Origin of the sequence: Tabrizicola caldifontis, assembly GCF_004762095.1 — a bacterium.
GTDB classification, from domain to species: Bacteria; Pseudomonadota; Alphaproteobacteria; order Rhodobacterales; family Rhodobacteraceae; genus Tabrizicola; species Tabrizicola caldifontis.
Genome location: NZ_SIJH01000006.1, coordinates 53,916 through 80,016, shown reverse-complemented (window position 1 = coordinate 80,016; position 26,101 = coordinate 53,916). Strand labels below are relative to the sequence as shown.

Genomic DNA, 26,101 nt, shown 5'->3' with positions numbered 1-26,101 from the left:
GCGCATTGCGGGGATGTCCGCGCCTTGGCGGACCTCTGCCGGGAGGCTACAATCCGGCACCGGGAATGGCCAGATAGCAGTTTTCGCCGCGCCGGATTTCCGTTAGGGTCGCTTCAAGATGTTGTAGGGGCCTGGTCGGGCGTGTCTAGATTCGACAGATATATCCTGTCGCAACTGCTTCAGCTATTTGGCTTTTTCGCCCTCGTGCTGGTGGCGGTCTACTGGGTGAACCGGGCGGTGGGACTGTTCGATCAGCTGATCGGCGACGGCCAGTCTGCCCTGGTGTTCCTCGAGTTCTCGCTTCTGACCCTTCCGAACGCGATCCGGCTGGTTCTGCCTGTCGCGGCCTTTGCGGCCGTGCTTTACGCTGTGAACCGCCTGACGCAGGAAAGCGAACTTGTGGTGATGCAGGCCACAGGTTTCTCGGCCTTCCGTCTGGCGCGGCCGGTGCTGTATTTCGGGCTTTGCGTCATGGTCATGCAGCTTGTCCTGACCAACCTACTGGTGCCTGCCAGTCAGCGCACGCTCAGCGCGCGCAGTGCCGAGATTTCCCAGAACATCACCGGGCGCTTCCTGAATGCAGGGCAGTTCATGCATCCCGCGAAGGGAATCACGCTTTACATCCGCGAAATCACCCAGACCGGAGAGCTGATCGACCTGTTCCTTGCGGATGAACGCCGCGCCGACGAACGTGTGATCCACACCGCGCGCAAGGCCTTTCTGGTCCGTGGCGAGGTCGCGCCGAAGCTGGTCATGCTGGACGGGGCGACACAGACGCTCGCCCGGGCCGATGATCGGATGGCGATCACGCGGTTTTCCGACTTCACGCTGGATCTTGCCGGCGTGGTCAATGTGGCGGGCGGCGGGGCGCTTTCCCTGAACGCGCTGCCGACGGGTGATCTGCTGTTCCCGCGCGACGAGGTGATGGCCGCGGCCGGCGCCGCCCGGGCGGAGATGCTGGAAGAGGGCCATTCGCGCCTGGCCTCGCCGCTGCTGGCGGTGGCGGCCGCGCTTCTGGGGTTTTCCGCGCTGATGCAGGGCGGCTTCTCGCGGTTCGGCCTGTGGCGTCAGATGGGGCTGGCGGTCGGCCTGCTGATTGCTGTCCAGCTGATCTGGACATGGGCAGGCAGCGTTGCGATCCAGTCGGCCAATGCCTGGCCGATGGTCTATCTGGCACCGCTGACCGGGATCGTTCTGGCGCTGGGACTTCTGGCCTTTTCCCAGCGGCCCCGCCGCCTGAGGGGGGCGGCGGCATGACGCTCAGCCTGTACATCGCACGGCGCTTTCTTGGCACGGTGGGCCGGGTGTTCCTGATCTTCTTCGGCATCCTGATGCTGCTTGACATGATCGAACAGCTGCGCCGCTTTTCCGATGCGGGACTGGGGCTTGCGGGCGCTGCGCAGCTTTCGCTGCTGAACGTGCCCGAAACGCTGTATCGCATCCTGCCGCTGATCATGATCATGGGGGCGATCGCCATGTTCCTGGGCCTTGCCCGGTCATCGGAACTGGTTGTCGTGCGCGCGGCGGGGCGGTCGGGGCTTCGGTTCCTGCTGACACCGGTGCTGGTGTCGGTCGCGCTGGGTGCGCTGACAGTTGCGCTGTTCAACCCGCTGGTCGCGGCAACCTCGAAGGCCTATGACGCCAAGCGCGCGCAACTGTCGCGCGGCGACGGCTCGGTTCTGTCGGTCGCCGATACGGGGCTGTGGCTGCGTCAGGGGGCAGAGGACGGGCAGACGGTGATCCAGGCAGCGCGCGCAAATCCCGACGGGACAGAGCTGTTCGGTGTCACCTTCCTTGGCTTCGATGCCCGTGGCTTGCCCACGACGCGGATCGAGGCCGACTCGGCCAGGCTGACACCGGGGGCCTGGGAACTCAGCGGCGTCAAGCGGTGGGATCTGACGGCGGCGAACCCCGAATTGAACGCCATCAGCGAGCCGGGGCCGCTGCGCCTGCCCTCTGACCTTACTGCGGAACGGATACGAGACAGCTTCGGAACACCCAGCGCCATCGGCTTCTGGGATCTGCCCCGCTATATCGACGATCTGGAACGCGCCGGCTTTTCGGCGCGGGCCTACCGGCTGTGGTTCCAGATGGAACTGGCCCAGCCGCTGCTTATGGTGGCGATGGTGCTGGTGGCGGCTGGCTTCACCATGCGGCACGTCCGCTTCGGCGGCACTGGCCGCATGGTGCTGTATGCCCTGCTCTCGGGTTTCGCCATCTATTTCCTGCGAAATTTCGCGCAGGCCCTTGGCGACACCGGCCAGATCCCGATCGCCCTTGCTGCCTGGACCCCACCTGCCGCCGCCGTCATGCTGGCGCTGAGCCTGCTGCTGCACCTGGAGGATGGCTGATGGCGGTCCGTCTTCTTGCCCTGTTCGCTCTTTGCTTCACCCTCGCGCTGCCGGCGCGCGCGCAGGACCAGGCGACCCTGGTTTCGGACAGTCTGGCCATCACCGGCGACACCCGGCTGATCGCCGAGGGCAACGTCGAGGTGTTCTTCAAGGGCCGCCGCCTGAAGGCACAGCGTATCGTCTATGACCAGGCCACGGACCGGCTGGAGATCACCGGCCCGATCGTCCTGACCGAGGCGACCGGCGATGTGGTGATCCTCGCCTCGCAGGCCGAGTTGCAGGCCGACCTGACCGAAGGCATCCTGACCAGCGCGCGCCTCGTGCTGAACAGGCAGTTGCAGCTTGCCGCGAACCGGATGATGCGTGTCGCCGGCCGTTACAACGCGATGGAAACCGTCGCGGCGTCGTCCTGCAAGGTATGCGAGGGCGACCCGACCCCGCTGTGGGAAATCCGCGCACGCCGCGTGGTGCATGACGAGGTGGAACGCCAGATCTATTTCGACCACGCGCAATTCCGGCTGGCCGGCGTTCCGGTTTTCTACATTCCGCGCCTGCGGATGCCCGACCCCACGCTCGACCGGGCGACGGGCTTCCTGATGCCCACGGTCCGCACCACGTCGGATCTCGGCACAGGGGTGAAGATTCCCTACTTCATCGCCCTCGGCCCCTCGGCCGACCTGACGGTGGCACCCTACCTTACCTTCCGCAACAGCACGACGCTGAATCTGCGCTATCGTCAGGCCTTTGCCACCGGCCGGATCGAGCTGAACGGGGCAGTCACTCAGGACAGACTGATCCCCGGTGATCCGCGGGGGTATCTTTTCGTCGATGGCGCCTTCAGCCTGCCGGCGAACTTCGGCCTGACGATCAAGGGCCAGACCGTGTCCGACCCCGCCTATCTGCTGGACTACGGGATCGCCAACCTGGACCGGCTCGACAGCCGCCTCGAAATCAGCCGCACCCGGCGCAACGAACACATCTCGGCCCGGATCATCAGTTTCCAGACACTGCGCGACGACGAGGACAACACTACCATCCCCTCGATCGTGTCTGACCTGACCTTCCATCGCCGCTTCTCGCTGGGGGCGGTCGGCGGCGAAGGCGGCCTTCGACTGCAGACGCACAACCACTATCGCAGCTCGACCAGCCCCATCGACGGACCAGACAGCGACAACATCGCTGACGGCCGTGACCTTGGCCGGATCTCGGCGCGGATCGATTGGCGCAAGAGCTTCCTGCTGCCCATGGGAATCGAGACGACGATCCTGGGCGAGGCGACGGCCGACGCCTACAGCATCGCCCAGGATGCCAGCTACGAAGGCCGGACGACACGCACCCATGGCAATGTCGGGGTCGAATTGCGCTGGCCCTGGGTTAAGGTCGGCGATGGCGGGGCGACGCATGTGATCGAGCCGGTGGCGCAGTTCATCTGGGCTTCGTCCGATGCCGAAACCCTGCCGAACGAAGACTCGGTTCTGGTAGAATTCGACGAAGCCAGCCTGTTCGCGCTGGATCGCTTTCCGGGATCGGATGCCGTGGAACGCGGTCCGCGGGCCAACCTGGGCGTCAGCTGGACGCGACACGACCCCGATGGCTGGTCGATGGGGGTCATGGTGGGGCGTGTCTACCGCGAGGCGGACCTGAGCCAGTTCGGTCCGGCTTCGGGCCTCGCCGGGCAGCGATCGGACTGGCTAGCAGGGGTGAACTTCACTCTGTCGAATTCCGTGGCCCTGACCGCGCGTGCCGTTCTGTCTGATGACCTGGACCTGACCAAAGGCGAGGCGCGCGTAACCTACAGCGGCGCGCGCACTTCGCTTGCCGGTTCACTGATCTACGCGGTCGAGGATCCTATCGAAAACCGGCTGGAACCCACGCGCGAAGTCACCTTTGACGCACGGCAGAAGCTGGACCCGAACTGGACGGCCAAGCTGTCAGGTCGCTACGACTTTGTTGCCGATCAAGGCACGGTCGCCGGCCTGGGAGTGGAGTTCCTGAACGAGTGCCTGCGCTTCGACGTTTCCCTCTCGCGTCGCTTCACATCCTCGACTAGTGTGAACCCGACGACGGACTTCAGCCTGTCGCTGGATCTGGTGGGCTTCGGCGGCAGCGCCAAGGGCGGGCCGGCGCGAACCTGTCGCAGGTGACGGCACAGAAACGAGCGGGCAGAGACCTGCAGGCATTAGACGGATGGCGGGAAGAGCGGCAAAGGCAATGGCATTTTCCTTTCTGAAACGGCGGGTGGCGGCGATTCTGTGCGGGGCGCTTCTCGCGGGGCCCGTGCTGGCGCAGGATCTGTTTGCCCCGCGGCTGTATGTCAACGACCGCGTCATCACCGAATACGAGGTGCAGCAACGGGCCATGTTCCTGCAGGTGCTGCGTGCGCCCGGAAACCCCGAGGAAGAGGCGCTGAAAGCCCTGGTGGATGACCGCCTGCAACAAACCGAAGCCAAACGCCTTGGCCTTACCCTGACCGAGGACGAGGTGCGCCGGGGCATGGAGGAATTCGCCTCGCGGGCCAACCTGACGGCCGAAGGCCTGATTGCCGAATTCGAAAAGGTCGGGATCTCGGCCGAAACCTTCCGCGACTTCGTTTCGGCGGGCCTTCTATGGCGCAAGGCGGTGCGCGCCCGGTTCCTTGGCCAGGTGCCGATCAGCGAAAATGATGTGGATCGCGCGCTGGAAGCCTCGGCCCGGCCGCGCGCCCTGCGGATCCTGGCGTCGGAGCTGGTGATCCCAGTACCCGAGGGCAGCGATGGCCGCGAGCAGATGGCGCTGGCGCAGCGTCTGTCCGACACGATCAGCGGCGAGGCGGCGTTTGCCGCAGCCGCGCGCCAGTATTCGGCGGCCTCCACGGCTGGCAATGGCGGGCGCCTCGACTGGATTCCTCTGGCCAACCTGCCCGGCCCGATTGGCGCCGCGGTGCTGGCGCTCGGCCCAGGCGAGGTATCGGATCCCGTGCAGGTTCCGGGGGCGGTCGTCCTGTTCCAGCTGCGCGACGTGGCGCGCGATGAAAGCGCCGAGCCGATCGCGGTCACGGTGGAATGGGCGGAATTCCTGGTGCCGGACGACGCCGCGGAAATCGCCCGCATCCGCGCGGCCGTGGACACCTGCAATGACCTTTACGGCCAGGCAAAGGGACTGCCCGAAGACCGTCTGACGATCACGACCCAGCCAGTGGCCGAAGTCCCGGGTGATGTGGCTCTGGAACTCGCGCGGCTGGACCCCGGCGAAAGCTCGGTTGCGCTGACCCGTTCGGGTTATCGCCGCTTCCTGATGCTCTGCGGCCGCCAGCAGACGCTCGAGGAACCGCCGACCCGCGATCAGGTGCGTGAACGGGTGATCAACCAGAAGCTCGAGGGCATGGCCGCGGGCTATCTGGAAGAACTCCGCGCGGCTGCGATCATCCGCGAGCCGTGATGGCCCCCGTTGTCCTGAGCTGCGGCGATCCGTCCGGGATCGGGCCGGAGATAGCCGCCAAGGCTTGGGCTGCCGGTGAACGTTTCGTCTGGCTGGGCGACCCGCGGCATCTGCCGGAGGGAACCGCCTGGCGCGAAGTGTCCGAGGGCGAGGGGGTCACGGACGGTCCGCTTTGCGTTCTGCGCCATGACTTCCCGGCCTCGGCCCTGCCGGGCCGCCCCGATCCCGCGAACGCGGGCGGCGTGGTTGCAGTCATCGAACGCGCGGTTGGACTTGTCCGGTCCGGTGCCGCGGCCGCGCTTTGCACCGCGCCAATCCACAAGAAGGCGCTGAAGGACGGCGCAGGTTTTGCCTTTCCCGGCCATACCGAGTTCCTGGCGCATCTGGCCGGAACCGACCATGTGGTGATGATGCTGGCCTGCCCCGAGCTTCGCGTCGTTCCCGCCACCATTCACATTGCGCTGTCCGAGGTGCCGAAAGTGCTGACGCCGGCCCTGCTGGAAACGACCATCCGTATCACGCGGGACGGGTTGATCCGCGACTTCGGGATTGCCGCGCCGCGCCTTGCCGTCGCGGGCCTGAACCCTCACGCCGGAGAAGGCGGCGCCATGGGTCGCGAAGAACTTGACTGGATGGCCCCGCTGATCGCGCGGCTTTCGTCCGAAGGGATGGCGATCCGCGGGCCACTGCCAGCAGATACCATGTTTCACCCGGCGGCGCGCAAAGGCTATGACGCCGCGATCTGCGCCTATCACGACCAGGCGCTGATCCCGATCAAGACCATCGACTTCGCCGGGGGGGTCAATGTTACGCTGGGCCTGCCCTTCGTGCGAACCTCGCCCGATCACGGCACGGCCTACGACATCGCCGGTCGCGGCATTGCCGATCCGGCAAGCATGATCGCAGCCTTGCGCATGGCGCGCCACATGGCTGATGCCCGGCGGGCAGCAGCAGGGGGCTGTGGTGGGCACGATTGACGGTCTGCCCCCGCTGCGCGAGGTGATCCGGTCGCATGATCTGGTGGCGAAGAAGCAACTTGGCCAGAATTTTCTTCTGGATCTGAACCTTACGGCAAAGATCGCACGTTCGGCCGGCGATCTGACGGCCTGCGACGTGCTGGAGGTCGGCCCCGGTCCCGGTGGCTTGACCCGCGGCCTTCTGGCCGAGGGGGCACGGCATGTGGTGGCTGTGGAAAAGGACGCCCGTGCCCTGCCCGCCCTGGCCGAGATCGCGGCGGCCTATCCGGGGCGGCTTACGGTTCTGCACGGCGACGCGCTGGAACTCGACCTCACCCAGCACCTGAAGCCTCCGGTCAAGATCGTTGCCAACCTGCCTTACAACGTTGGCACCGAGCTTCTGATCCGGTGGCTGTCGCCCCCAGTCTGGCCGCCGATCTGGTCATCTTTGACGCTCATGTTCCAGAAGGAGGTGGCCGAACGGATCGTGGCCAGGCCACGGACAGAACATTACGGACGGCTGGCGCTGCTGGCCCAATGGCGCTGCGAGGCACGGATCGTGATGACCCTGCCGCCCGAAGCCTTCACCCCCACGCCCAAGGTTCATTCGGCCGTCGTGCAGCTGACCGCCCTGCCCGCGCCGCGCTTTCCCTGCGATTTCGCGGTGCTGCAGCGCGTGACGGCCATGGCCTTCAACCAGCGCCGCAAGATGCTGCGCGCTTCGCTAAAGGCATTGCGGCCGGATATCGAGACCGTGCTCGAAAGCCTGGGCATCCCCCCGACCGCACGGGCCGAGGAGATCGGTCTGGAACAGTTCTGCGCCCTTGCGCGCGCGGTATCCTAGAAGCAAGCATCCCGAAGAGCCGTCGCCTCAGGCCGCCTTCTTCATGCTGAGGACACGGGCCATGGTCTCACCCATGGCGCTGGGGTTCGGGGCCACGGTGATGCCGGCCGCTGTCAGGATTTCCACCTTTTCCTGCGCCGATTCACCGAAGGCGCTGATGATGGCGCCCGCATGGCCCATCTTGCGGCCCTTGGGTGCCGAAAGCCCGGCAATATAGGCCACAACCGGTTTGGACATGTGGTCGCGCGCATAGGCAGCAGCTTCGGCCTCCTGTGGGCCGCCGATTTCGCCGATCATCATCACTGCATCGGTTTCGTGATCATCTTCAAAGAGTTGCAGGATGTCCTTGAAGCTGGAACCGTTGATCGGGTCGCCACCGATGCCGACTGAAGTCGAAACGCCGATCCCCAGGGCCTTCATCTGGGACGCGGCCTCATAGCCCAGCGTCCCCGACCGGCCGACGATTCCAACCCGACCCGGCATATAGATGTGTGGCGGCATGATCCCCATGAAGCCCTTGCCGGGACTGATGATCCCGGCACAGTTGGGGCCGATCAACCGCATCTTGCGGGCCTCGGGATAGCGCTTCAGGAATCGCTTCACCCGCATCATGTCCTGGCTGGGGATGCCGTCAGTGACGCACACTGCCGTGCGGATTCCGGCATCGGCCGCCTCCATGATCGCATCGGCGGCGAATGGGGGCGGGACAAAGACAAGGCTGGCTTCCGCTCCTGTCGCCTCGACCGCCTCGCGCACGGTGTTGAACAGCGGCCGGTCGAGGTGAGTTTCCCCGCCCCGTCCGGGCGTGACGCCGCCCACGACATTGGTTCCATGGCGGATCATGTCGGCCGCGTGGAAGCTGCCGATCCGCCCGGTGATGCCCTGCACGATGACGCGGGTCTTTTCGGTGATGAGAATGGCCATGGGTTCCTCCGTCAGGCGGCTTTGCGGGGGCGGGCGGCGACGGCCGCGGCGGCGGCTTCGGCCAGAGTGTCTGCGGAAATCAGCGGCAGGCCGGACTGGTCGATGATCCGGCGGCCTTCCTCGACATTGGTGCCCGCAAGGCGCACGATGACGGGCAACGACAGACCAAGCTGGCGGTAGGCGGTGACCACGCCCTCGGCCACCCAGTCACACCGGTTGATGCCCGCGAAGATATTGACCAGCACGACCGACACGTTCCGGTCGGCCAGAACGGTCTGGAAGGCCTTGACCACGCGCTCGGGGCTGGCGCCACCGCCGATGTCCAGGAAATTGGCGGGTTCCCCCCCGGCCAGCTTGATCATGTCCATCGTGGCCATCGCCAACCCTGCACCGTTGATGATGCAGCCGATGTCGCCCTCCAGCCCTACATAGGCCAGACCATGGTCGCCTGCGGTGCTTTCCCGCGGGTCTTCCTGGCTGCGGTCGCGCAGTTCGGCCACCTGAGGTTGCCTGAACAAGGCGTGGGTATCAAAAGACATCTTCGCATCCAGTGCCACCAGGTCGCCCGACCCGGTGATAACCAGCGGGTTTATTTCCACCATAACCGCGTCAAGGTCGCGGTAGGCGCGGTAGCAGGCCTTCAGGATCGTCACCATCTGGGCGATCTGGCCGCCTTTCAGGCCCAGCTGGAAGGCCAGTTCGCGCGCCTGGAACTCGGTCAGGCCAACGGCGGGGTCAATGGTCATGCGTCGCAACGATTCCGGGTCGGATTCGGCCAGATCCTCGATCTCCATCCCCCCGTGCGCCGAGGCGACGATCATGATCCGCTCGGATTTCCGGTCGAGGACGAAGCCCAGATACATCTCGCGGGCAATGTCGCTGGCCGCCTCGATCCACAGGCGATAGACGCCCTTGCCGTTCGCGTCGGTCTGCTTGGTGACAAGCTGCTTGCCGAACAGGCTTGCGGCGAAACTGGCGACCTCATGTTCGTCGCGGCACAGCTTCACGCCTCCGGCCGCCCCCCGACCGCCGGAGTGGATCTGCGCCTTCACCACCCAGGCGCTGCCGCCCAGTTCCCGCGCCCGATAACCTGCCTGTTCGGGGCTGTAGGCCAGCCCACCGCGCGGTACCGGCACACCAAAACGGGCAAGGATTTCCTTGGCCTGGTATTCGTGGATGTCCATCGTGGTTCCTCCTCCATGCTGCCGCTTGTCGCTGCCTTGCGGGCGCTCCGCGCTGACCTCGGCGAGACCGCCCGCAAGGAAGGGATGAGCGACCTACTGCGCCGCGATCGCCTCGGCGATCACCAGCACGTTGCGCGCCATCTTCTCGCTGGCGGCGTCGATCATCTTGCCGTCGAGGCTTGCGGCTCCCTTCCCCTGCGCCTCGGCCAGTTTCAGTTCCTCGATGATGCGGCGGGCCTTCGTGACCTCGGCATCCGTCGGACTGAACACCTCGTTCGCAAGGGCGACCTGACTGGGGTGGATCGCCCATTTCCCCTCGCAGCCCAGGGCGGCCGCGCGGCGCGCAGCGTCCCTGTAGCCCTCGGGGTCGGAAAAATCACCGAAGGGGCCGTCGATGGCGCGCAGACCATAGGCGCGGCAGGCAATGACCATGCGGCTGATCGCGGCGTGCCACTGGTCGCCCGGATACATCGGATTCAGACCGCCGATGTTTACCGTACGTGCCCGCATGCTGGCGGCATAGTCCGCCACGCCGAAATGCAGCGCCTCCAGCCGGCCGCCAAACTGGGCGATTGTCTCGACATTCGCCATGCCAAGGGCCGTCTCGATCAACGCCTCTAGGCCCACGCGGGTGCGGTAGCCCCTGGCCTGCTCGATCTGATTGACCATCGCCTCGACCATGTAAAGATCGTCGCGCACGCCCACCTTGGGCACCAGCAGGGTATGCACCCGGTCTCCTGCCTGCTCCATCACATCGACCACGTCGCGATACATGTAGTGGGTATCAAGACCGTTGATCCGCACGCTGACGGTCTTGCCTTTCGCCGCCCAGTCGATGTCGTTCAGCGCCTGAATGCAGTTCCGGCGCGCCTGCTCCTTCTCGGGCGGGGCGACCGCATCCTCGAGGTCCAGAAAGACGTAATCCGCAGGTCCTTCGGCCGCCTTGTCGATCATCGAGGGGTTCGAGGCCGGAACGGCAAGTTCAGACCGCTGAAGCCGCTGCCGGCGCAGCGGGTGAAGAGTGTGGCTCATCGTATTGACTTTCCTGTTTTATTCCGCCGCCATCAGGGCCTGAGCAGGCGCAGATTGCGCATACCAGGCCTGCGCTGCAGCAACGCCCGACCCCAGCTTGACATCCGCGCCGGCCTCGACCAGCGCCATTTCGGCCACCGCAAGCGCCGTGAGGCACATGCCTTCGTTGAGGTCACCCAGATGCCCGATGCGGAACACCTTGCCGGCAAGCCGCGCAAGGCCCGACCCGAACGATGTGTTGTAACGGGCATGGCCGATGCGGATCACCTCGCGCGCGTCCACCCCTTCGGGCACCCTGATCGCCGTCACCGTATTAGACGCAAGCGAAGGATGCTCGGCACAGGTCTGCAGGCCCCACGCCGCCACGCCGCGTCGCACGCCCTCGGCCAGGCGGGCATGACGGGCGATGACATTGTCCAGCCCTTCGGCATGGATGCGGTCCAGTGCGACACGCAACCCGTGCAGGATCTGCGTTGGCGGGGTGTAGGGAAAATAGCCGGTTTCCGCCGTCATGGCAAAGTCACGGAATTCGAAATAGGCACGGCGAAGGGTCGCGCTCTCTGACGCCTTGAGCGCCTTCTGACTGACCGCAAGGATACCCAGACCGGCCGGGCACATCAGGCCCTTCTGACTGCCGGTCACGGCCAGGTCCACACCCCAGTCATCCATGCGGAAGTCGATGGAGCCCACCGAGGAGACGCCATCCACGAACAGCAGCGCATCATGAAAGCAATCATCCAGCGCCTTGCGCACGGCAGCCACGTCACTGGTCACGCCGGTTGCGGTTTCGTTGTGGGTCACGAAGACCGCCTTGATCGCGCCCTTTCGGTCGGCGGCCAGGCGGCGGGCGAACTCTGACACCGGCGCGCCGGCCCCCCACGCGACATCGATCACCTCGACATCAAGGCCCAGCCGCGTGGCCATTTCCGCCCAGAGGGTCGAGAACTGGCCGTGCCGCGCCATCAGCACCCGGTCGCCGGGGTTCAGGGTATTGGTGATCGCCGCCTCCCATGCCCCCGTGCCCGAGCCGGGAAAAAGCATCACCCGCGCAGTCCCCGTCCGGAAGACGCGCTTCAGGTCGGCAAGGATTCCCAGAACGAAGGCGCCGAATTCAGGTCCGCGCTGGTCCTCCATCGCCACGTTCATCGCGCGGCGGACAGGTTCGGGAACATTGGTCGGGCCGGGAATGAAAAGGTGATTGATGCCGGTGCGCATGGGTCTCCTCCGTTTGCACCACCCCTGCCATCGCCCGGAAGATGTGCAAAGGCAAAGCGGGTCTAGCTGTGAATGCGAAGATTTACAGAAGGTATTTTCAGTAATATTGTAAATCTGACAGATCCCGATTTGTGTGCGACAGTATGCAGAAAACCTTCATCGGCCCGCATCTGCGGCGCCTTCGGTTGGAGCGGGGCGAGACGCAAGGCACCATGGCACGCAAGCTGGGAATCAGCGCCTCTTACGTCAACCTTCTGGAAAACAACGAAAGATCCGTTTCAGTCCAGGTTCTTCTGCGGCTTTTCGAAGCCTACGGCGTCGACTGGCGCGAGATCGTGGAGGAAGACGGGGCCAGCCAGCTGGCCGACCTGCGTGCGGCCTTGCAGGATCCAATCTTCGACATCCGCCCCGATCTGCCGCAACTTCGTGCTGCTCTGGTGCATTCTCCCGACCTTGCCAGCGCCTTCCTTCGGCTGCATCGGGCCTTCCAGGCGGCGAATGACCAGCTTCTGGCCCTGAACGAGGGTGAAACCGCCACGATTGCCCCAACACCCGAGGCCGCAGTCCACACGGTCTTCCGCCGCCATCGCAACTACTTTCGCGAACTGGAAGAGGCAGCCGAACGCTTCTGGGAAACCCCGGTCGAACGGGACGAGGTCTATACCGCGCTAAAGGCGCGCCTGCGCGACCGGCTGGGCATCGCGGTGCGGCTCGCGCGGGTAGAGGAACTGCCCGACACGCTGCGCCAATATGACGAGGCGCGCCGCGAGATCCTGTTGTCCGAGGCGATGGACCACACCAACCGCACTTTCCAGCTGGTCCACATGTGCGGGCTTCTGGAACAGCGCGCGCTGCTGGACGGCATCGTGGACCGTTCGGGCATTAGCGACCCGCGCGGGGTAGCGCGGTTGCGGGTGGAACTGGCGAACTATTTCGCTGCCGCGGTGCTGATGCCCTACGCCGCCTTTCTGGCCGAGGCGCGGGCGACGAAATATGACCTCGACCACATCGCCACCCGCTTCGGCGTCAGCTTCGAGCAGGCCTGCCACCGCGCCACCACGCTGCAACGCGAAGGTGCGCAGGGTGTCCCGTTCTTCTTCCTGCGTATCGACAAGGGCGGCAACGTGACCAAGCGCTTCAACGCGACCGACTTCCACCTGGCCGAATATGGCGGTGCCTGCCCCCGGCTCGATGTGCATACCAGCTTCAGAACACCCGGCAAGATCGTTCCGCAATTCGTCGAGATGCCGGACAAATCCCAGTATTTCGTATTTTCCCGCACCGTTGACCGGCCGACCTGGATTCGCCACGCGCAGGATAACCGGCTGGCCGTTGCCATGGGCTGCACGATCGACCACGCTGCAGAGATCGGCTATGCCGAGGGTTTCTCGCTTCCCAGCGCAAGGATGGTGCCGATCGGCATCAACTGCCGCATCTGCCCGCGCGCGAACTGCGACCAGCGCGCGCATCAGGCGGTGGTACTGACCCAGCCAGTCGATGTAAGACGGCGTGGGGCGACCCGGTTCGACGGATAGCGCCGCCTTCACCCCCCGGACCTGATCCTGAACCTCTGGTGTGAGGCGAGGCCCCGGATCATGGCCGGGGCGGGCTCACCCCTTCACCCTGTGGTTCAGCGGATCGTAAAGTGGCGCCAACGTCACCTGGGCTGGCACCCGTTCCGATGCGACTTCCAGCTCGTAACTGCCCGACAGGACAAAATCTTCCGTTACCCCGTCCGGGTGGCGGACATAGCCCATGCCGATGCTTTTCCCGACCGTGTGGCCATAGCCGCCAGACGACAGCCAGCCCACGCGCTGGCCATTGCGATAGATCGTCTCGCGGCCAAGCAGCACGACCGACGGATCGGCAGTGAAGGTGGCCAGACGCTTCTTCACCCCTTCGGCCAGTTGCGCCGCCACGGCCTGGCGGCCGATGAAATCGATGCCCGACTTCATCTTCACCGCCCAGGCAAGGCCTGCCTCGACCGGGGTGTGGTCCGGCCCGATATCCGCCCCCCACGCGCGATAGCCCTTTTCCAGCCGCAGCGTCTCGATCGCGCGGTAGCCGGCCAGCACCGGTGCGCCCTCGCCTGACATCAGGGCCTCATACACGGTCACCGCCACCTCAACCGGCATGTGCAGCTCCCAGCCAAGCTCGCCGACGTAGGTCACACGCAGCGCCAGAACCGCGCAGCCGGCGACAGAAATCCAGCGGGCCGTGCCGAAGGGGAAGGCGGCGTTCGACAGGTCATCCGGCGAATGGCGCGACAGGATCTCGCGCGACGTCGGCCCCATCAGCGACAGGACAGCCATCGACGACGTGATGTCGGAAAGGTGAACCTCGCCCTGCAAATTCCTGGAAATCCAATCGAAATCATGCGTGGCAAAGCCGGTTCCGGTAACGATGTAGAACTCGCGCGGCCCCAGCCGGGCGATGGTCAGGTCGCATTCGATCCCGCCTTTCGCGTTCAGCATCTGGGTGTAGGTCAGGCTGCCTTCCGCCCGGTCGACATTGCCCGCCGCGATCCGGTTCAGCGCCCCGGCCGCATCGCGGCCGGTCAGGCGGAACTTGGCGAAGCTGGTCTGGTCGATCAGCACCGCATGCTCTCGCGCCGCGCGGTGTTCGCGGCCAACGGCCTCATGCCAGCCAGGTCGGGCCATCGAATAGCGGTCCACGGCCTCTTCGCCCGGGCCAGCGAACCAGTTCGGACGTTCCCAGCCCAGCTTCTCGCCAAAGCAGGCACCGGCCGCCTTCAGATGGGCGTAAAGCGGAGAGCGGCGTAGCGGCCGGGCCGAGCGCATTTCCTCGGCGGGCCAGGCGATGGTGTAGTGCTTGGCATAGGCTTCCAGCGTGCGGGTTCGGACATAGTCAGTCACCCGGTGCGGAGGGCCGAAGCGGCGAATGTCGACAGGCCACAGGTCGAAGGGCGGTTCACCCTTTGCCACCCATTCCGCCAGCGCCATGCCCGCCCCGCCACCCGAGGCGATGCCGAAGGCATTGAATCCTGCGCCGACATAGAAGTTGCGCAGTTCCGGGGCCTCGCCCAGGATGAAGTTGCCGTCGGGGGTAAAGCTTTCCGGCCCGTTCAGCAGCTGCTTGACCCCTGCATGGGCCAGCGCCGGAACCCGAGCGATGGCATCGTCCATGAATTGTGCGTAATGATCGAAATCCGGCGTCAGTGTTTCGAAATGAAAGCCTTCCGGAATGCCCTTTACCGCCCAGGGCTTAGGGTTCGGCTCATAGCCCCCCCAGACAAGGCCCCCGACCTCTTCCTTCCAGTAGGTGCGCCGGTCGGGGTCGCGCAGCGTGGGCAGGGTCGGGGTGACGCCCTCGATCCGCTCGGTGATCATGTACTGATGTTCGACACTGACCAGCGGCACGTTGACCCCCACGGTCGCGGCCAGATCGCGGGTCCACTGTCCGGCGCAGCAGACGACCTTTTCGCATGCGATGGTGCCGAAGGGTGTCTCAACCCCCTTGATCCGGCCATCTTCGACAAGAATCCGGGTGACAGGGGTGTCCTCGAAGATGCGCACCCCGGCCATGCGGGCACCCTTGGCCAGTGACTGGGTGATGTCCGAAGGGTTCGCCTGGCCGTCGGTCGGCAGGTAGGCCGCGCCAACCACATCGTCGATCGTCATCAGCGGCCACAGATCCTGCGCCTCTTTCGGCGTCAGAAGGTGCATCTCCAGCCCGAAGGAATGAGCCGTCGTGGCCTGGCGTTTCACCTCGGTCCAGCGGTCGGCATTACAGGCCAGGCGCAGGCCGCCGTTCATCTTCCAGCCGGTCTGCAACCCGGTCTCGGCCTCGAGCGTGCGGTAAAGGGCAACGGAATGGCCCAGAAGCTGGGTGATGTTGGCCGAAGTGCGCAACTGCCCGACCAGTCCGGCGGCATGGAAGGTGGTGCCGGAAGTCAGCTTCTTCCGTTCCAGAAGCACGGTGTCGGTCCAACCCAGCTTGCCCAGGTGATAGGCGACGGAACAGCCGACGATGCCGCCGCCGATGACGACGGCGCGGGCGGTGGAAGGAAAATCGGTCATGGCAGAATCCTGAAGGCGGCCAGCGCCGCACGGTAGGTGTCAAGGTAGCCGGCCGTATAGGCGGCATAATCGAAGTCGAGGTCGGAATGGATTTCCTGCACCATCGACCACATTGCCTCACGCAGCGCCGCCGCCGCCTTCATCGCGCGGTAGCGGCGCCACAGGTCGGCATCGGGCGAGGTGCCATAGTAGGCGGCTAGAAGCCATTCTTCCTGCGTCATGTCGAGGCCCGCATTCGCCGCAAGCCCCCCAAGGTCGAACAGGGGCGACCCCCAGCCGGCATAGTCCCAGTCGATCAGCCACATTCGGGTGCCGTCGTGCAGGAAGTTCGCGGGCAGAAGATCATTGTGGCCGAAGACCAGCTCGATCCGCCCGACGGCCCGTTCCAGCTCGGCCGCCTCGTCCAGCAGGCCGGCAAGCGCCGGGCGATGAGGAGAGCGGCCCTCCTTCAGCGTGGCGGCATAGTCGCGCAGGACATGGAAGACCCAGAAGGTCAGCGCCGGGCCGCGCAGGTGGCGCGGAATGTCGCGGTGCGCATGCATGACCAAGGCAAGCGCCTGTTCTAGCATCTCCTGGTCGCGCAGATCCTCGGCGCTCATCGTGCGGCTGGCGACAAAGTCGATCACCAGCGCGCCGGGCTCATGGTGCAGGACGGCGGGCGAGACCCCGGCAGCATGCGCCGCACGGCTGGCGGCCAGTTCGTTGAAGCGCATGATCTGGTGCACGGGAATGTCGTCGCCGATGCGCACCACGGCGCGGCCTCTGGCATCGGTGACGAGAACATTCAGATTCGTGATTCCGCCGCCAAGGGGTTCGGCGCGGGGCGTGCCGGTCCAGATCGGCAGGGAAAGGGCGCGCGCGATCGGGTCGGTCATGCGTCCATCACCGGAAGCGGGGCCGTCCCGTCGCAGGCAAGGGAAAATTGCAGGCAAGGCATTGCGACATCTCCGAAGCAACAGGCCAATGTTTCGCCGTGGTCGATCGTCCTGTCAAAGCCGATTTCGCAATCCGACCGGGGGCGGAGGGCTGGCCCCGCCTTGCCCCGACGGGACAGCCCGCGGCGCTTTCAGGTGGTTCGCAGCGACGGCAGCGCGGCGATCAGCGCGCGGGCAAGGTCTTCGGGTTGCAAGGGCTTGGCCACGACACCGGCAAAACCCTTCGCGCGGTAGTCCTGAACCTGGTGCGTCATGGCGTTCGCCGTCACGGCCAGCGCGACCGGAGGCGCACACCCCGTAGCCTGCGCCGCTGCCTGCATGGCAGAAAGCGTTGCCAGCCCGTCGCAGCCCGGCATGGCAATATCCAGAAGCACGGCGTCGAAGGGCGCCTGCTGCCAGCGCCGGATCGCGGACGCGCCATCCGGCAGGATCTCGGCCTCGATGCCCAAGGCGCGCAACACGCCGTGCAGGATGATGCGGTTGGTTGCATTGTCCTCGGCCGCCAGCACCCGAAGGCCGGCAAGGTCGGGCAGCCGGGCCGCATCGCCCGCTTCGAACGGGCCTTCGTGCCGGGGCAGCCCAACTTCAACCCGCGCCGAAAGGCCCTGGCCGGGCGCGCTGGACAGCACCACCTCGCCCCCCATCAGCTGCGCAAGGCGCCGCACGATCGTCAGGCCCAGCCCGGTGCCGCCGTGTTGCCGGGCCAGGCCGCCCTGGCCCTGGGTGAATTCCTCGAAGACCTGTTCCAGATCGTCCTCTGTCATGCCCGGTCCGGTATCGGCGACCTCCATCACCAGCCGCTCGGCGTCCGTTGCGTCGATCGAAAGCGAAACCTCGCCGCGGTCGGTGAACTTGACGGCATTGCCGACCAGGTTGTGCAGGATCTGCGCCAGCCGCTTCTCGTCGCCCAGACGGATCTGGTCGCGCTTCTCACCCCGGCAAACCAGACGCAGTGCAAGCCCCTTTTCCCCGGCCTGAACGCGATGAACGCCCAGGACACGATCGACCAGGCTGCAAAGATCCAGCGGGCGGCTGTCCAGTACCAGACGCCCCGCCTCGATCTTGGCAAGGTCCAGGATGTCGTTGATCACGGCCAGCAGATGATCGCCCGATTCACGGATGATCCCCAGCATCTCGCGCCGGTCCGGATCCTGTTCCTGCCCTTCCAGGACCCGCGCCATCCCGAGAACGCCGTTCAGCGGCGTGCGCATCTCATGGCTCATCGCGGCCAGGAAGTCAGACTTTGCCCGGTTCGCGGCCTCGGCCGCGATCATCGCTGCGCGCAGCCGCTCTTCGTTTTCTACGGCATCGGTGATGTCCGTCAGGGCGCAGACAACCGATAGCCTGGTGTCAGGAGCTGTCAGGCGGGCCGCGTTGACCAGGATCACCCGGCGGCTGCCGTCGGGCCAGCGGATCGCATGCCGCATGTCCCGCCCGACGCCCTCGCCCGACATGGCGCGCATCAGGGGCAGGTTCGCCTGGCCGGCTGCGCCAGGATCGGCCGCTTCAATCAGCATCCGCGGCAGGTCATCTCCGGCGGCGATCGGCCGGCCAAGCACGGCTTCGGCCGCGGCATTGGCAAAGACGATGCGCCCGGCGCCATCGATCGCAACGATGCCCGAGACCGACGTTTCCATGATCCGCGCCAGCGTGTCGCGTTCGCGCGCCAGCGCCGCCTCCAGGGCCTTGGCAGCCGAGATGTCAAGATTGACGCCGCTGGTGCGGATCGGCCGGCCCGCCGCGTCCCATTCGATGGCCTGCGTCCGGGACAGGATCCAGACCCAGTGCCCGTCGCGATGGCGCAGGCGTATCTCGTGCTCGATCTGCCACTGGCCGGCGGCGAAGGCCCGCGCCTCGTGCTCCAGAAGATCGCGCTTGTCATCAGGATGCAGCAGGTCCAGCCAGACCGACAGCGGCATCGGGTTCAGTTCTGCCGCGCGATACCCCAGGATTTCCGCCCAGCGTTCGCTGACCAGGGTCACGCCGGTGCGCATGTCGTGTTCCCAGGTGCCGACCTGTGCCCCGTCAATCAGCCGCGACAGGCGCTGTTCTGCCTCGATCCGGGCGGATACATCCAGCGTCACCCCCGAGATGCGCCGCGGCGTTCCATCGGACCGGCGCGCCAGCACACGACCGCGCGACAGCAGCCAGACCCAGTGTCCCTGTGCATGCTGCATCCGGCAAAGAAAGTCGAAATCGTCCGCCCCGCCTTCGAACAGCCGGCGCCGCTCTTCCAGAACACTGAACCTGTCCTGATGGTGCAGAAGGCGGAACAGATCGGCGATCGTGGCAGATCGCCCGTCATGGCCGAGCATTGTCCGCCAGCGGTCGTTGATCGTGGAAAGGCCCTGGTCGATGTCCCAATCCCAGACGGCAAGTTCACCGCCGTCCACGACCTGTTGCAACCGCCGGTCCGCCAGACGGCGTGCGGTGATGTCCTCGTAACCCCCCACCGTTTCCCGGCCGGGGGTAGAGCGTTCGCGCACCAGGATCAGCCGGCCGTCGGCCAGTTCGTCCTCGCCATCCCAGGGTTCGGTCAGACCGCGGTTCAGACGCCGCTGCAGGGCTGCGTCATCGCGTTCGCCCGGCGGGCCGAACACGCCGTGATCTATCGCGGCGCGCAGCAGGTCGTCATACAGCGCGCCAGGCCGGATCCGGTCGGCGATCCGCGAAAAGACGCGCGTGTAGGCGCTGTTCCACAGCACCAGGCGGTCCTCGGCATCGAAGATGGCAAAGCCATCGTCCAGTGCCTCGATGGCCGACAGGAAGCGGGAGCGGGTTTCCTCCAATGCCTTCTGTTCGGCCAGCAGGGCCGCCTCCTTGGCGCGGATCTCGGTCACATCCTCGATCAGCGCCCAGACAAGGCGGCGGCCGTTCGGGTCGATGCTCATGAAGCCGCGCAGCACGGCCGGAAAACAGCTGCCGTCCACCCGGCGCAGCCGCGCCTCCAGCGGGCCGTAGACGCGCTGTTCGCGCAGCGCGTCGATCGCCGGCCCGATCACCGCCATCGCATCGGCTGGCAGAAGGTTGCGCAGATGCAGGCCCGACGTTGCCTTGGGGTCAAGGCCGAAGACCTTCTGGAAGGCACGGTTGGCATCCAGAAGCTCGCCCGTGTCATAGTCGTTCAGAAGGATCGGATGCGGGCACATCTCGAAGAAGGCGGTGAACTGGCCTTCGCGATAGGCAGCCATCGCGCTCGGGGTTTCAGCTGCCGCCAGATCGCGGATTGCCGCGACCAGGCCGACGCGCGCGCCGGACCTGTCCTGCGGCAGTTGCGCGACCGAGACTTCGTACCAGTGCGGCGCGACCAGCGAGGCAAGCCCCACGCGACGGGTGACGCGGGTATGGGGTGCCGGCGGGTCGGCAACGATCTGCCCCAGGACACGCGCCAGCGCCTCGGGCAGAACCTCGGCCAGCGGACGGCCGATGCCGGCGCGGACCAGCCCGGAAAGCCACGGCAGCTTGTCGCTGTGGCAGGCAAGGATCGTACCTTGTGGACAGATCTCGATCACGAGATCGGGCAGCGCCTGCAAGGTTGCCTCAAGATGTTGCCGCATGGCCGCTTCTGCCGCTGCCGCCTCGTGGCGCACCAGCACCGCCGAGACCGCATGCCCCACGCTGGAAAGCAGTCCGACCTCATCCTCGGTCCAGATGCGGTCGGGAACCTGACTGTCGTAGCCGATAACGCCGATCAGACGTTCGCCGTCCATCAGCGGCAGCATCAGCGTGGACCAGACCCCGATCTCTTCCAGGAAACGGCGTTCCGGCATGTCGGGGGGCAGATCATTGCGGTTGGCAATGCGCACCTGCCTTCCGGCAACGAAAGCGGCGTGCCAGCTTGCCCGCACGGTGGGCGACAGCGCCTGCATCCGGGGTTTCAGCGGCGTCACCCCAGGCGCGACCCATTCATGGCTGTTGTAATGCGTCCCGTCAGGGCGGTTGCGGAACAGGAACACCCGGTCCAGACCGAAAGCCATTCCGATCCGCCCAAGCACCTCGTCCAGGGCAAGGTCGATCCCGTCGCGCCCGGGATCGAGCAGGCGGTTCATCAGGTCGATGACCAGAAGCTCGGTCCGCACCGGACGCGCCGCCGCCAGGTCAGGCCTTTTCGTGCGTCCCATGCTGCCCCTGCCCGTCAACCATGCCGCGAGTATTCGTCAGATGCGCCTGTCCCGCAACCCCGGGCGACTGCCTTGGGCCTGAGGGAGAACCAGCAGCAGCGAGCCGACGCCAACGACCGCCCCGGCATTCGGGCCTTTCGACCGGTCAGGTCACGGGCATTCGGCTTTCCGCCATGCCGGCATACCAGCTGGCCCCGAAGGGAATGGCGGCGTCGTCGAAATTGTAGGCCGGATGATGCACCATCGCGGTGTCCCCGTTGCCCAGGAAGATATAGGCCCCGGGCCGTTCGTTCAGCATGAAGCTGAAGTCCTCGGCCCCCATAAGGGGCGCGGTGTCGGTATCGACATGGCCCGAGACCTCGGCCGCGACCTTCGCCGCGAACTCGGTGTTCTCGGGGGTGTTGATTGTCACCGGATAGCCGCGCTGGTAGTTGATCTCGGCCCGGGCGCCAAGTGCAAGGGCCGTACCCTCGACCACCTGCGCCAGCCGGGTTTCGACGAAATCCTGCACCTTGGGGTCCAGCGTGCGGACGGTGCCCTTCATCTTGACCGTCTGCGGAATGACGTTGTGCGCCGGGCTGTCGGTTTCAACCGTGCAGACTGATACGACCACCTGCTTCATCGGATCGACATTCCGGCTGGCAATGGTCTGTATTGCCACGATGACATGGGCCGCGACCACCGTCGTGTCGATGCAATCGTGCGGCTTGGCGGCATGGCCACCCTTGCCCGTCACCGTGATCTCGAACTGGTCAGCTGCCGCCATCATCGGGCCGGGGCGGATCGCGAAATGGCCCACCGGGATGCCGGGCATGTTGTGCATCCCGTAAACCTCCTGGATGTTCCATCGCGTTATGAGACCATCCTGCACCATTTCGCGGCCGCCGCCGCCGCCCTCTTCGGCGGGCTGGAAGATGCAGACCACGGTGCCGTCGAAATTCCGCGTTTCGGCCAGATACCTGGCCGCGCCCAGAAGCATGGCCGTATGTCCGTCATGGCCGCAGGCATGCATCCTGCCCGGGGTCTTGGAGGCATAGGGCACACCGGTCTGTTCGGTGATGGGCAGCGCGTCCATGTCCGCGCGCAGGCCGATCACCCGTCCCCGGGTGTCGGACCTGCCCCTGATCACCGCCACGACACCGGTGCGGCCGATACCTTCCACCACCTCGTCACAGCCGAAACTGCGGCACAGACCGGCCACCTTTGCCGCCGTCCGATGCACGTCGAACTGAAGCTCGGGGTGTTCGTGGAAATCGCGGCGCCAGGCGGTGATTTCCGGCAGAAGTTCGGCAAAGCGGTTCTTGGGCGGCATGTCAGGTCTCCTTTGCGAGCAAGCTGATCCTTTCCCGAGGGATCGGCAAGAGGTCTTGGCGCCTGCCTTGATGCTGCCAAGGATTGCAGGCACTGTCCCCCATGATGAAACAGACTGCCACATACACCTGCACTGCCTGCGGCGCCGCCTATCGCAAGTGGGCCGGTAAATGCGACGCCTGCGGCGGATGGAACACGATTGCCGAAGAGGCGCCGCTGTCCACCGGGCCCAAGGCCCTGGGGGCCAGGGGGCGGGCCATTCCCCTGTCCGACCTTGCCACTGACGAGGCCCCCCCGCCCCGCGCCGCATCGGGAATCGGCGAACTGGACCGTGTGCTAGGCGGCGGACTGGTGCCTGCCTCGGCCATTCTGGTGGGCGGCGATCCGGGGATCGGGAAATCGACCCTGCTGTTGCAGGCGACTGCCAGCTTTGCCCGACAGGGGTTGAAGTGCCTCTACATTTCCGGCGAGGAGGCCGCCGCCCAGGTTCGGATGCGCGCCCAGCGGCTTGGCCTGGGCGATGCTGCGGTCCAGCTTGGGGCGGAAACCGCCCTGCGCGACATCCTGACCACGCTGGACACCGAACGCCCGGCGCTTGCAGTGATCGATTCGATCCAGACAATGTGGCTGGACAGCGTCGAGGCCGCGCCGGGCAGCGTATCCCAGGTCCGCGCCGCTGCGCACGAACTGGTGACCTTCGCCAAGAGACGGGGCGTCGCTGTGGTGCTGGTCGGCCATGTCACCAAAGAGGGCCAGATCGCCGGACCCCGCGTCGTCGAACACATGGTCGATACCGTCCTGTATTTCGAGGGCGAGCGGGGCCACCAGTTCCGCATCCTGCGCGCGGTGAAGAACCGCTTCGGACCGGCAGACGAGATCGGGGTCTTCGAGATGACAGGCACGGGCCTTGCCGAGGTGCCGAACCCATCGGCTCTGTTCCTGGGCAACCGCGACCAGCCGGCGCCCGGGTCGGCCGTCTTTGCAGGTATCGAGGGCACCCGCCCTGTGCTGACCGAGATCCAGGCCCTGGTCGCCCCATCCACCCTTGCAAGCCCGCGCCGCACCGTGGTGGGGCTGGACAGCGGCCGCGTCTCGACCATTCTTGCCGTGCTCGAGGCCCGCTGCGGCATTCCCTTCGCCGGGCTCGACGTGTTTCTGAACGTCGCGGGGGGGCTGCGGGTCTCTGAACCTGCCGCCGATCTCGCGGTGGCCGGCGCGCTTCTGTCGGCGCGCGAGGATGTGGCGATCCCGCCCGACATGGTGCTTTTCGGCGAAATCAGCCTTTCGGGGGCGCTGCGGCCGGTCGGGCAGACGGAAAACAGGTTGAAAGAAGCCTCGAAACTTGGTTTCTCACAGGCGACCTTGCCCTCGCAGTCCAGGATAGCCGAGGGCGAAACCATGACAATTAGGCGGATGCCGGACCTGACGGCCTTCGTGGGTGAAATGTTCGGGGCAGGATAAGCCTTCGCAAGAAACCGGGAATGGGGACTGAAGTATGGAAAACTTGACCGCGGTTGATGGTGGTGCAGCGCTCATCATCATCATCTCGTCGATCCTCGCCTTCTCGCGCGGGCTGGTGCGGGAACTGATGGCGATCCTGGGCTGGATCGGTGCCGCCATCGCCGCCTACTACTTCGCCCCCACGGTCCAGCCGCTGGTCAAGGAGCTTCCCGTTGTGGGAGAGTTCCTGTCCGACAGCTGCGAGCTTTCGGTCGTCGCAGCCTTTTCCGGCGTCTTCGTCATCGGCCTGATCGTTGCCGCACTGTTCACGCCGCTATTTTCCGGTGCGGTGCAGCGGTCGGCGCTGGGCGGCATCGACCAGGCGCTTGGCTTCCTGTTCGGTGCTGCGCGGGGTGTGCTGCTGATCGCCATCGCATTCATCGTCTATGACCGGGTACTCTCGACCAACCCGATCCCGATGATCGACGAATCGCGCACGGCGCTGGTCTTCGCCAACTTCCAGAGCAAGATCGACGAGAGCATCCCCTCGGACGCGCCGGGCTGGATCGTTGACCGCTACAACGAACTGACCAACATCTGCGCCCCCGGGGTGGCCCCGGTCACCCCAGAAGCGGCCCCGGCACAACCTGCGCCCCCGGCGACCGGGAACTGACGAGGCGTATCCCTGATAGCGTTTCAGGGCGTGACACCGGGGCGCGGCTGCCGTAAATGACCGGCAACCGCGCCTAGACAGGAGTCGGACGAATGGCCCCCTTCCGCTCGCATCCCTTTGATGACGACAAGCTGAAGGAGGAGTGCGGGATATTCGGCGTGATCGGCGTTGCCGATGCGTCTAACTTCGTCGCCCTCGGCCTGCATGCCCTGCAACATCGGGGGCAGGAAGCCGGGGGGATCGTCAGCTACCACCCCGACCATGGCTTCAACTCGGCCCGCCGCTTCGGCTATGTCCGCGACAACTTCACAAAGGCCGACGTCATGGACACCTTGCCGGGGTCGCTGGCCATCGGCCATGTGCGCTATTCCACCGCGGGCTCGAAAGGCGCGACAGCCATCCGCGACGTGCAGCCGTTCTTCGGCGAATTCTCGATGGGCGGTTGCGCCATCGCACACAACGGCAACCTGACCAACGCGGCAGCCCTGCGCCGTGAACTGATCGAGCGCGGGTCGATCTTCCAGTCCTCCTCGGACAGTGAATGCATCATCCACCTGATGGCGCGGTCGATTCAGAAGACGCTTGCCGAACGGATCAAGGATGCGCTGCGCCGGGTAGAGGGCGCGTTCAGCGTGGTCGCCATGACGCGCACCAAGTTGATCGGCGTGCGCGACCCGCTTGGCGTGCGCCCCCTGGTGCTGGGCCGGATCGGCGATAGCGGCTGGGCGCTTTCGTCCGAAACCTGCGGGCTCGACATCATCGGCGCAGAATTCGTGCGCGAGATCGAACCGGGCGAAATGGTGGTGATCGAAAACGACACTGTCCATTCCACCCGCCCCTTCGCCCCTGCCTCTCCGCGCTTCTGCATCTTCGAGAACGTCTATTTCAGCCGCCCCGACAGCATCATCGGCGGCCGTTCGGTCTATGAAACCCGCCGGCAGATCGGGGTGGAACTTGCGCGCGAGGCGCCGGTTGATGCCGATCTGGTGTGCCCGGTGCCGGATTCGGGCACGCCGGCCGCGATCGGCTTTGCCCATGAAAGCGGCATTCCCTTCGGCATGGGAATCATCCGCAACCAGTACATGGGCCGCACCTTCATCGAACCCACGGATCACATCCGCAACATGGGCGTGCGGCTGAAGCTGAACGTCAACCGCGCGCTCATCAAGGGCAAGCGGGTGATCCTGGTCGATGACAGCGTGGTGCGCGGCACGACCAGCCGCAAGATCAAGGACATGATCCTTGAGGCCGGCGCCGCCGAGGTCCATTTCCGCATCGCCTCACCCCCCACTGCCTGGCCCTGCTTCTACGGCGTGGACACGCCCGAACGGTCCAAACTCCTGGCCGCCACGATGAGCGAAGACGAGATGCGCGACTGGATCGGTGTCAACTCGCTAAAGTTCATCTCGCTCGACGGGCTTTACCGCGCTGCTGGCGAAACTGCCGGCCGCGATCCGAAAGCCCCGAAGTTCTGCGATGCCTGCTTCTCGGGCGATTACCCGATCATCCCCTCGGACAAGATCGAGGAGGGCTTCCAGATGAAAGCGGCAGAGTGAGCGGGCCTTCCCTTCCGTTCTCCATCACCGTGCCTTCCCTGTGCTGCCAACACATCGCAGCCGCAGCGCCTGAGACATGAATCGCATCCAGGGCGTGCGCAA

Annotated in this window: 18 protein-coding genes; 10 read left to right on the top strand and 8 right to left on the bottom strand. The window is 65.7% G+C overall.

The genetic code is table 11. The features are described 5' to 3' along the window. The first annotated feature begins 141 nt into the window (after positions 1-141). The 6 genes from lptF (at position 142) to rsmA (ending at position 7,568) form a co-directional block, all read left to right on the top strand. Positions 142-1,257, top strand: coding sequence for an LPS export ABC transporter permease LptF (gene lptF / locus EYB42_RS06485; protein WP_135449056.1), 1,116 nt, complete (start codon positions 142-144; stop codon positions 1,255-1,257). Beyond that, positions 1,254-2,351, top strand: a complete 1,098-nt coding sequence (gene lptG, locus EYB42_RS06480) for an LPS export ABC transporter permease LptG (RefSeq protein WP_135449055.1) — start codon at positions 1,254-1,256, stop codon at positions 2,349-2,351. The genes lptF and lptG overlap by 4 nt, the downstream gene beginning before the upstream one ends. Beyond that, entirely contained in the window at positions 2,351-4,495 is a 2,145-nt protein-coding gene (locus EYB42_RS06475; RefSeq protein WP_135449054.1) for an LPS-assembly protein LptD, read from the top strand. Before lptG ends, EYB42_RS06475 begins: the two co-directional genes overlap by 1 nt. A gap of 67 nt (positions 4,496-4,562) precedes the next feature. Next, positions 4,563-5,768 carry a peptidylprolyl isomerase gene (locus tag EYB42_RS06470; RefSeq protein WP_167850946.1) on the top strand — a complete coding sequence of 402 codons (1,206 nt, stop codon included), beginning with the start codon at positions 4,563-4,565 and terminating at the stop codon, positions 5,766-5,768. After that, positions 5,765-6,745, top strand: a complete 981-nt coding sequence (gene pdxA / locus EYB42_RS06465; RefSeq protein ID WP_167850945.1) for a 4-hydroxythreonine-4-phosphate dehydrogenase PdxA — start codon at positions 5,765-5,767, stop codon at positions 6,743-6,745. Before EYB42_RS06470 ends, pdxA begins: the two co-directional genes overlap by 4 nt. Continuing rightward, positions 6,732-7,568 (top strand): 16S rRNA (adenine(1518)-N(6)/adenine(1519)-N(6))-dimethyltransferase RsmA, encoded by an 837-nt coding sequence (gene rsmA / locus EYB42_RS06460; protein ID WP_135449051.1) that lies wholly within the window; start codon positions 6,732-6,734, stop codon positions 7,566-7,568. Before pdxA ends, rsmA begins: the two co-directional genes overlap by 14 nt. A 27-nt stretch (positions 7,569-7,595) precedes the next feature. Here the strand turns inward: rsmA and sucD are convergent, their stop codons facing one another. The 4 genes from sucD to EYB42_RS06440 all read right to left on the bottom strand — a co-directional run bounded on the left by sucD (position 7,596) and on the right by EYB42_RS06440 (position 11,923). Beyond that, a complete protein-coding gene (gene sucD, locus EYB42_RS06455) occupies positions 7,596-8,492 on the bottom strand; it encodes a succinate--CoA ligase subunit alpha (RefSeq protein WP_135449050.1) in 897 nt (298 codons plus the stop codon). An 11-nt stretch (positions 8,493-8,503) separates the two neighbouring features. Continuing rightward, positions 8,504-9,676 carry a malate--CoA ligase subunit beta gene (locus EYB42_RS06450; protein WP_135449049.1) on the bottom strand — a complete coding sequence of 391 codons (1,173 nt, stop codon included), beginning with the start codon at positions 9,674-9,676 and terminating at the stop codon, positions 8,504-8,506. Between the two features lie 93 nt (positions 9,677-9,769). After that, positions 9,770-10,708, bottom strand: a complete 939-nt coding sequence (locus tag EYB42_RS06445; RefSeq protein WP_135449048.1) for an HpcH/HpaI aldolase/citrate lyase family protein — start codon at positions 10,706-10,708, stop codon at positions 9,770-9,772. 18 nt (positions 10,709-10,726) lie between these two features. Continuing rightward, entirely contained in the window at positions 10,727-11,923 is a 1,197-nt protein-coding gene (locus tag EYB42_RS06440; protein ID WP_135449047.1) for a pyridoxal-phosphate-dependent aminotransferase family protein, read from the bottom strand. Between the two features lie 143 nt (positions 11,924-12,066). Here EYB42_RS06440 and EYB42_RS06435 point away from each other — a divergent pair, with 143 nt between their 5' ends. Beyond that, positions 12,067-13,458 (top strand): helix-turn-helix domain-containing protein, encoded by a 1,392-nt coding sequence (locus tag EYB42_RS06435; RefSeq protein ID WP_135449046.1) that lies wholly within the window; start codon positions 12,067-12,069, stop codon positions 13,456-13,458. 75 nt (positions 13,459-13,533) lie between these two features. Here the strand turns inward: EYB42_RS06435 and EYB42_RS06430 are convergent, their stop codons facing one another. The 4 genes from EYB42_RS06430 to EYB42_RS06415 all read right to left on the bottom strand — a co-directional run bounded on the left by EYB42_RS06430 (position 13,534) and on the right by EYB42_RS06415 (position 22,331). Beyond that, positions 13,534-15,963, bottom strand: coding sequence for a GcvT family protein (locus EYB42_RS06430; RefSeq protein WP_135449045.1), 2,430 nt, complete (start codon positions 15,961-15,963; stop codon positions 13,534-13,536). Continuing rightward, entirely contained in the window at positions 15,960-16,838 is an 879-nt protein-coding gene (locus tag EYB42_RS06425) for a phosphotransferase (RefSeq protein ID WP_135449044.1), read from the bottom strand. Before EYB42_RS06425 ends, EYB42_RS06430 begins: the two co-directional genes overlap by 4 nt. Before the next feature lie 191 nt (positions 16,839-17,029). Further along, positions 17,030-21,019, bottom strand: a complete 3,990-nt coding sequence (locus EYB42_RS06420) for a PAS domain S-box protein (protein WP_135449043.1) — start codon at positions 21,017-21,019, stop codon at positions 17,030-17,032. 145 nt (positions 21,020-21,164) lie between these two features. Then, positions 21,165-22,331 carry a M20 aminoacylase family protein gene (locus EYB42_RS06415; protein ID WP_135449042.1) on the bottom strand — a complete coding sequence of 389 codons (1,167 nt, stop codon included), beginning with the start codon at positions 22,329-22,331 and terminating at the stop codon, positions 21,165-21,167. Positions 22,332-22,432: 101 nt separating this feature from the next. On the opposite strand from EYB42_RS06415, the gene radA reads away from it, so the two are divergent. The 3 genes from radA (at position 22,433) to purF (ending at position 25,999) form a co-directional block, all read left to right on the top strand. Further along, positions 22,433-23,791 (top strand): DNA repair protein RadA, encoded by a 1,359-nt coding sequence (gene radA, locus EYB42_RS06410; protein WP_135449041.1) that lies wholly within the window; start codon positions 22,433-22,435, stop codon positions 23,789-23,791. Positions 23,792-23,825: 34 nt separating this feature from the next. Continuing rightward, positions 23,826-24,443: a CvpA family protein gene (locus EYB42_RS06405; RefSeq protein WP_135449040.1), complete on the top strand. Its 618-nt coding sequence runs from the start codon at positions 23,826-23,828 to the stop codon at positions 24,441-24,443. 92 nt (positions 24,444-24,535) lie between these two features. Continuing rightward, positions 24,536-25,999 (top strand): amidophosphoribosyltransferase, encoded by a 1,464-nt coding sequence (purF, locus tag EYB42_RS06400; RefSeq protein WP_135449039.1) that lies wholly within the window; start codon positions 24,536-24,538, stop codon positions 25,997-25,999. Positions 26,000-26,101 lie beyond the last annotated feature (102 nt).

Excerpts from the sequence above, each read along its gene's own strand:
- radA (WP_135449041.1), top strand. The coding sequence starts at position 22,433 with ATGATGAAACAGACTGCCACATACACCTGCACTGCCTGCGGCGCCGCC.
- EYB42_RS06440 (WP_135449047.1), bottom strand. The coding sequence starts at position 11,923 with ATGCGCACCGGCATCAATCACCTTTTCATTCCCGGCCCGACCAATGTT.
- EYB42_RS06425 (WP_135449044.1), bottom strand. The coding sequence starts at position 16,838 with ATGACCGACCCGATCGCGCGCGCCCTTTCCCTGCCGATCTGGACCGGC.
- EYB42_RS06470 (WP_167850946.1), top strand. The coding sequence starts at position 4,563 with ATGGCATTTTCCTTTCTGAAACGGCGGGTGGCGGCGATTCTGTGCGGG.
- EYB42_RS06420 (WP_135449043.1), bottom strand. The coding sequence starts at position 21,019 with ATGGGACGCACGAAAAGGCCTGACCTGGCGGCGGCGCGTCCGGTGCGG.
- purF (WP_135449039.1), top strand. The coding sequence starts at position 24,536 with ATGGCCCCCTTCCGCTCGCATCCCTTTGATGACGACAAGCTGAAGGAG.
- EYB42_RS06475 (WP_135449054.1), top strand. The coding sequence starts at position 2,351 with ATGGCGGTCCGTCTTCTTGCCCTGTTCGCTCTTTGCTTCACCCTCGCG.
- EYB42_RS06445 (WP_135449048.1), bottom strand. The coding sequence starts at position 10,708 with ATGAGCCACACTCTTCACCCGCTGCGCCGGCAGCGGCTTCAGCGGTCT.
- sucD (WP_135449050.1), bottom strand. The coding sequence starts at position 8,492 with ATGGCCATTCTCATCACCGAAAAGACCCGCGTCATCGTGCAGGGCATC.
- EYB42_RS06405 (WP_135449040.1), top strand. The coding sequence starts at position 23,826 with ATGGAAAACTTGACCGCGGTTGATGGTGGTGCAGCGCTCATCATCATC.
- EYB42_RS06450 (WP_135449049.1), bottom strand. The coding sequence starts at position 9,676 with ATGGACATCCACGAATACCAGGCCAAGGAAATCCTTGCCCGTTTTGGT.
- EYB42_RS06430 (WP_135449045.1), bottom strand. The coding sequence starts at position 15,963 with ATGACCGATTTTCCTTCCACCGCCCGCGCCGTCGTCATCGGCGGCGGC.
- EYB42_RS06415 (WP_135449042.1), bottom strand. The coding sequence starts at position 22,331 with ATGCCGCCCAAGAACCGCTTTGCCGAACTTCTGCCGGAAATCACCGCC.
- EYB42_RS06435 (WP_135449046.1), top strand. The coding sequence starts at position 12,067 with ATGCAGAAAACCTTCATCGGCCCGCATCTGCGGCGCCTTCGGTTGGAG.
- lptG (WP_135449055.1), top strand. The coding sequence starts at position 1,254 with ATGACGCTCAGCCTGTACATCGCACGGCGCTTTCTTGGCACGGTGGGC.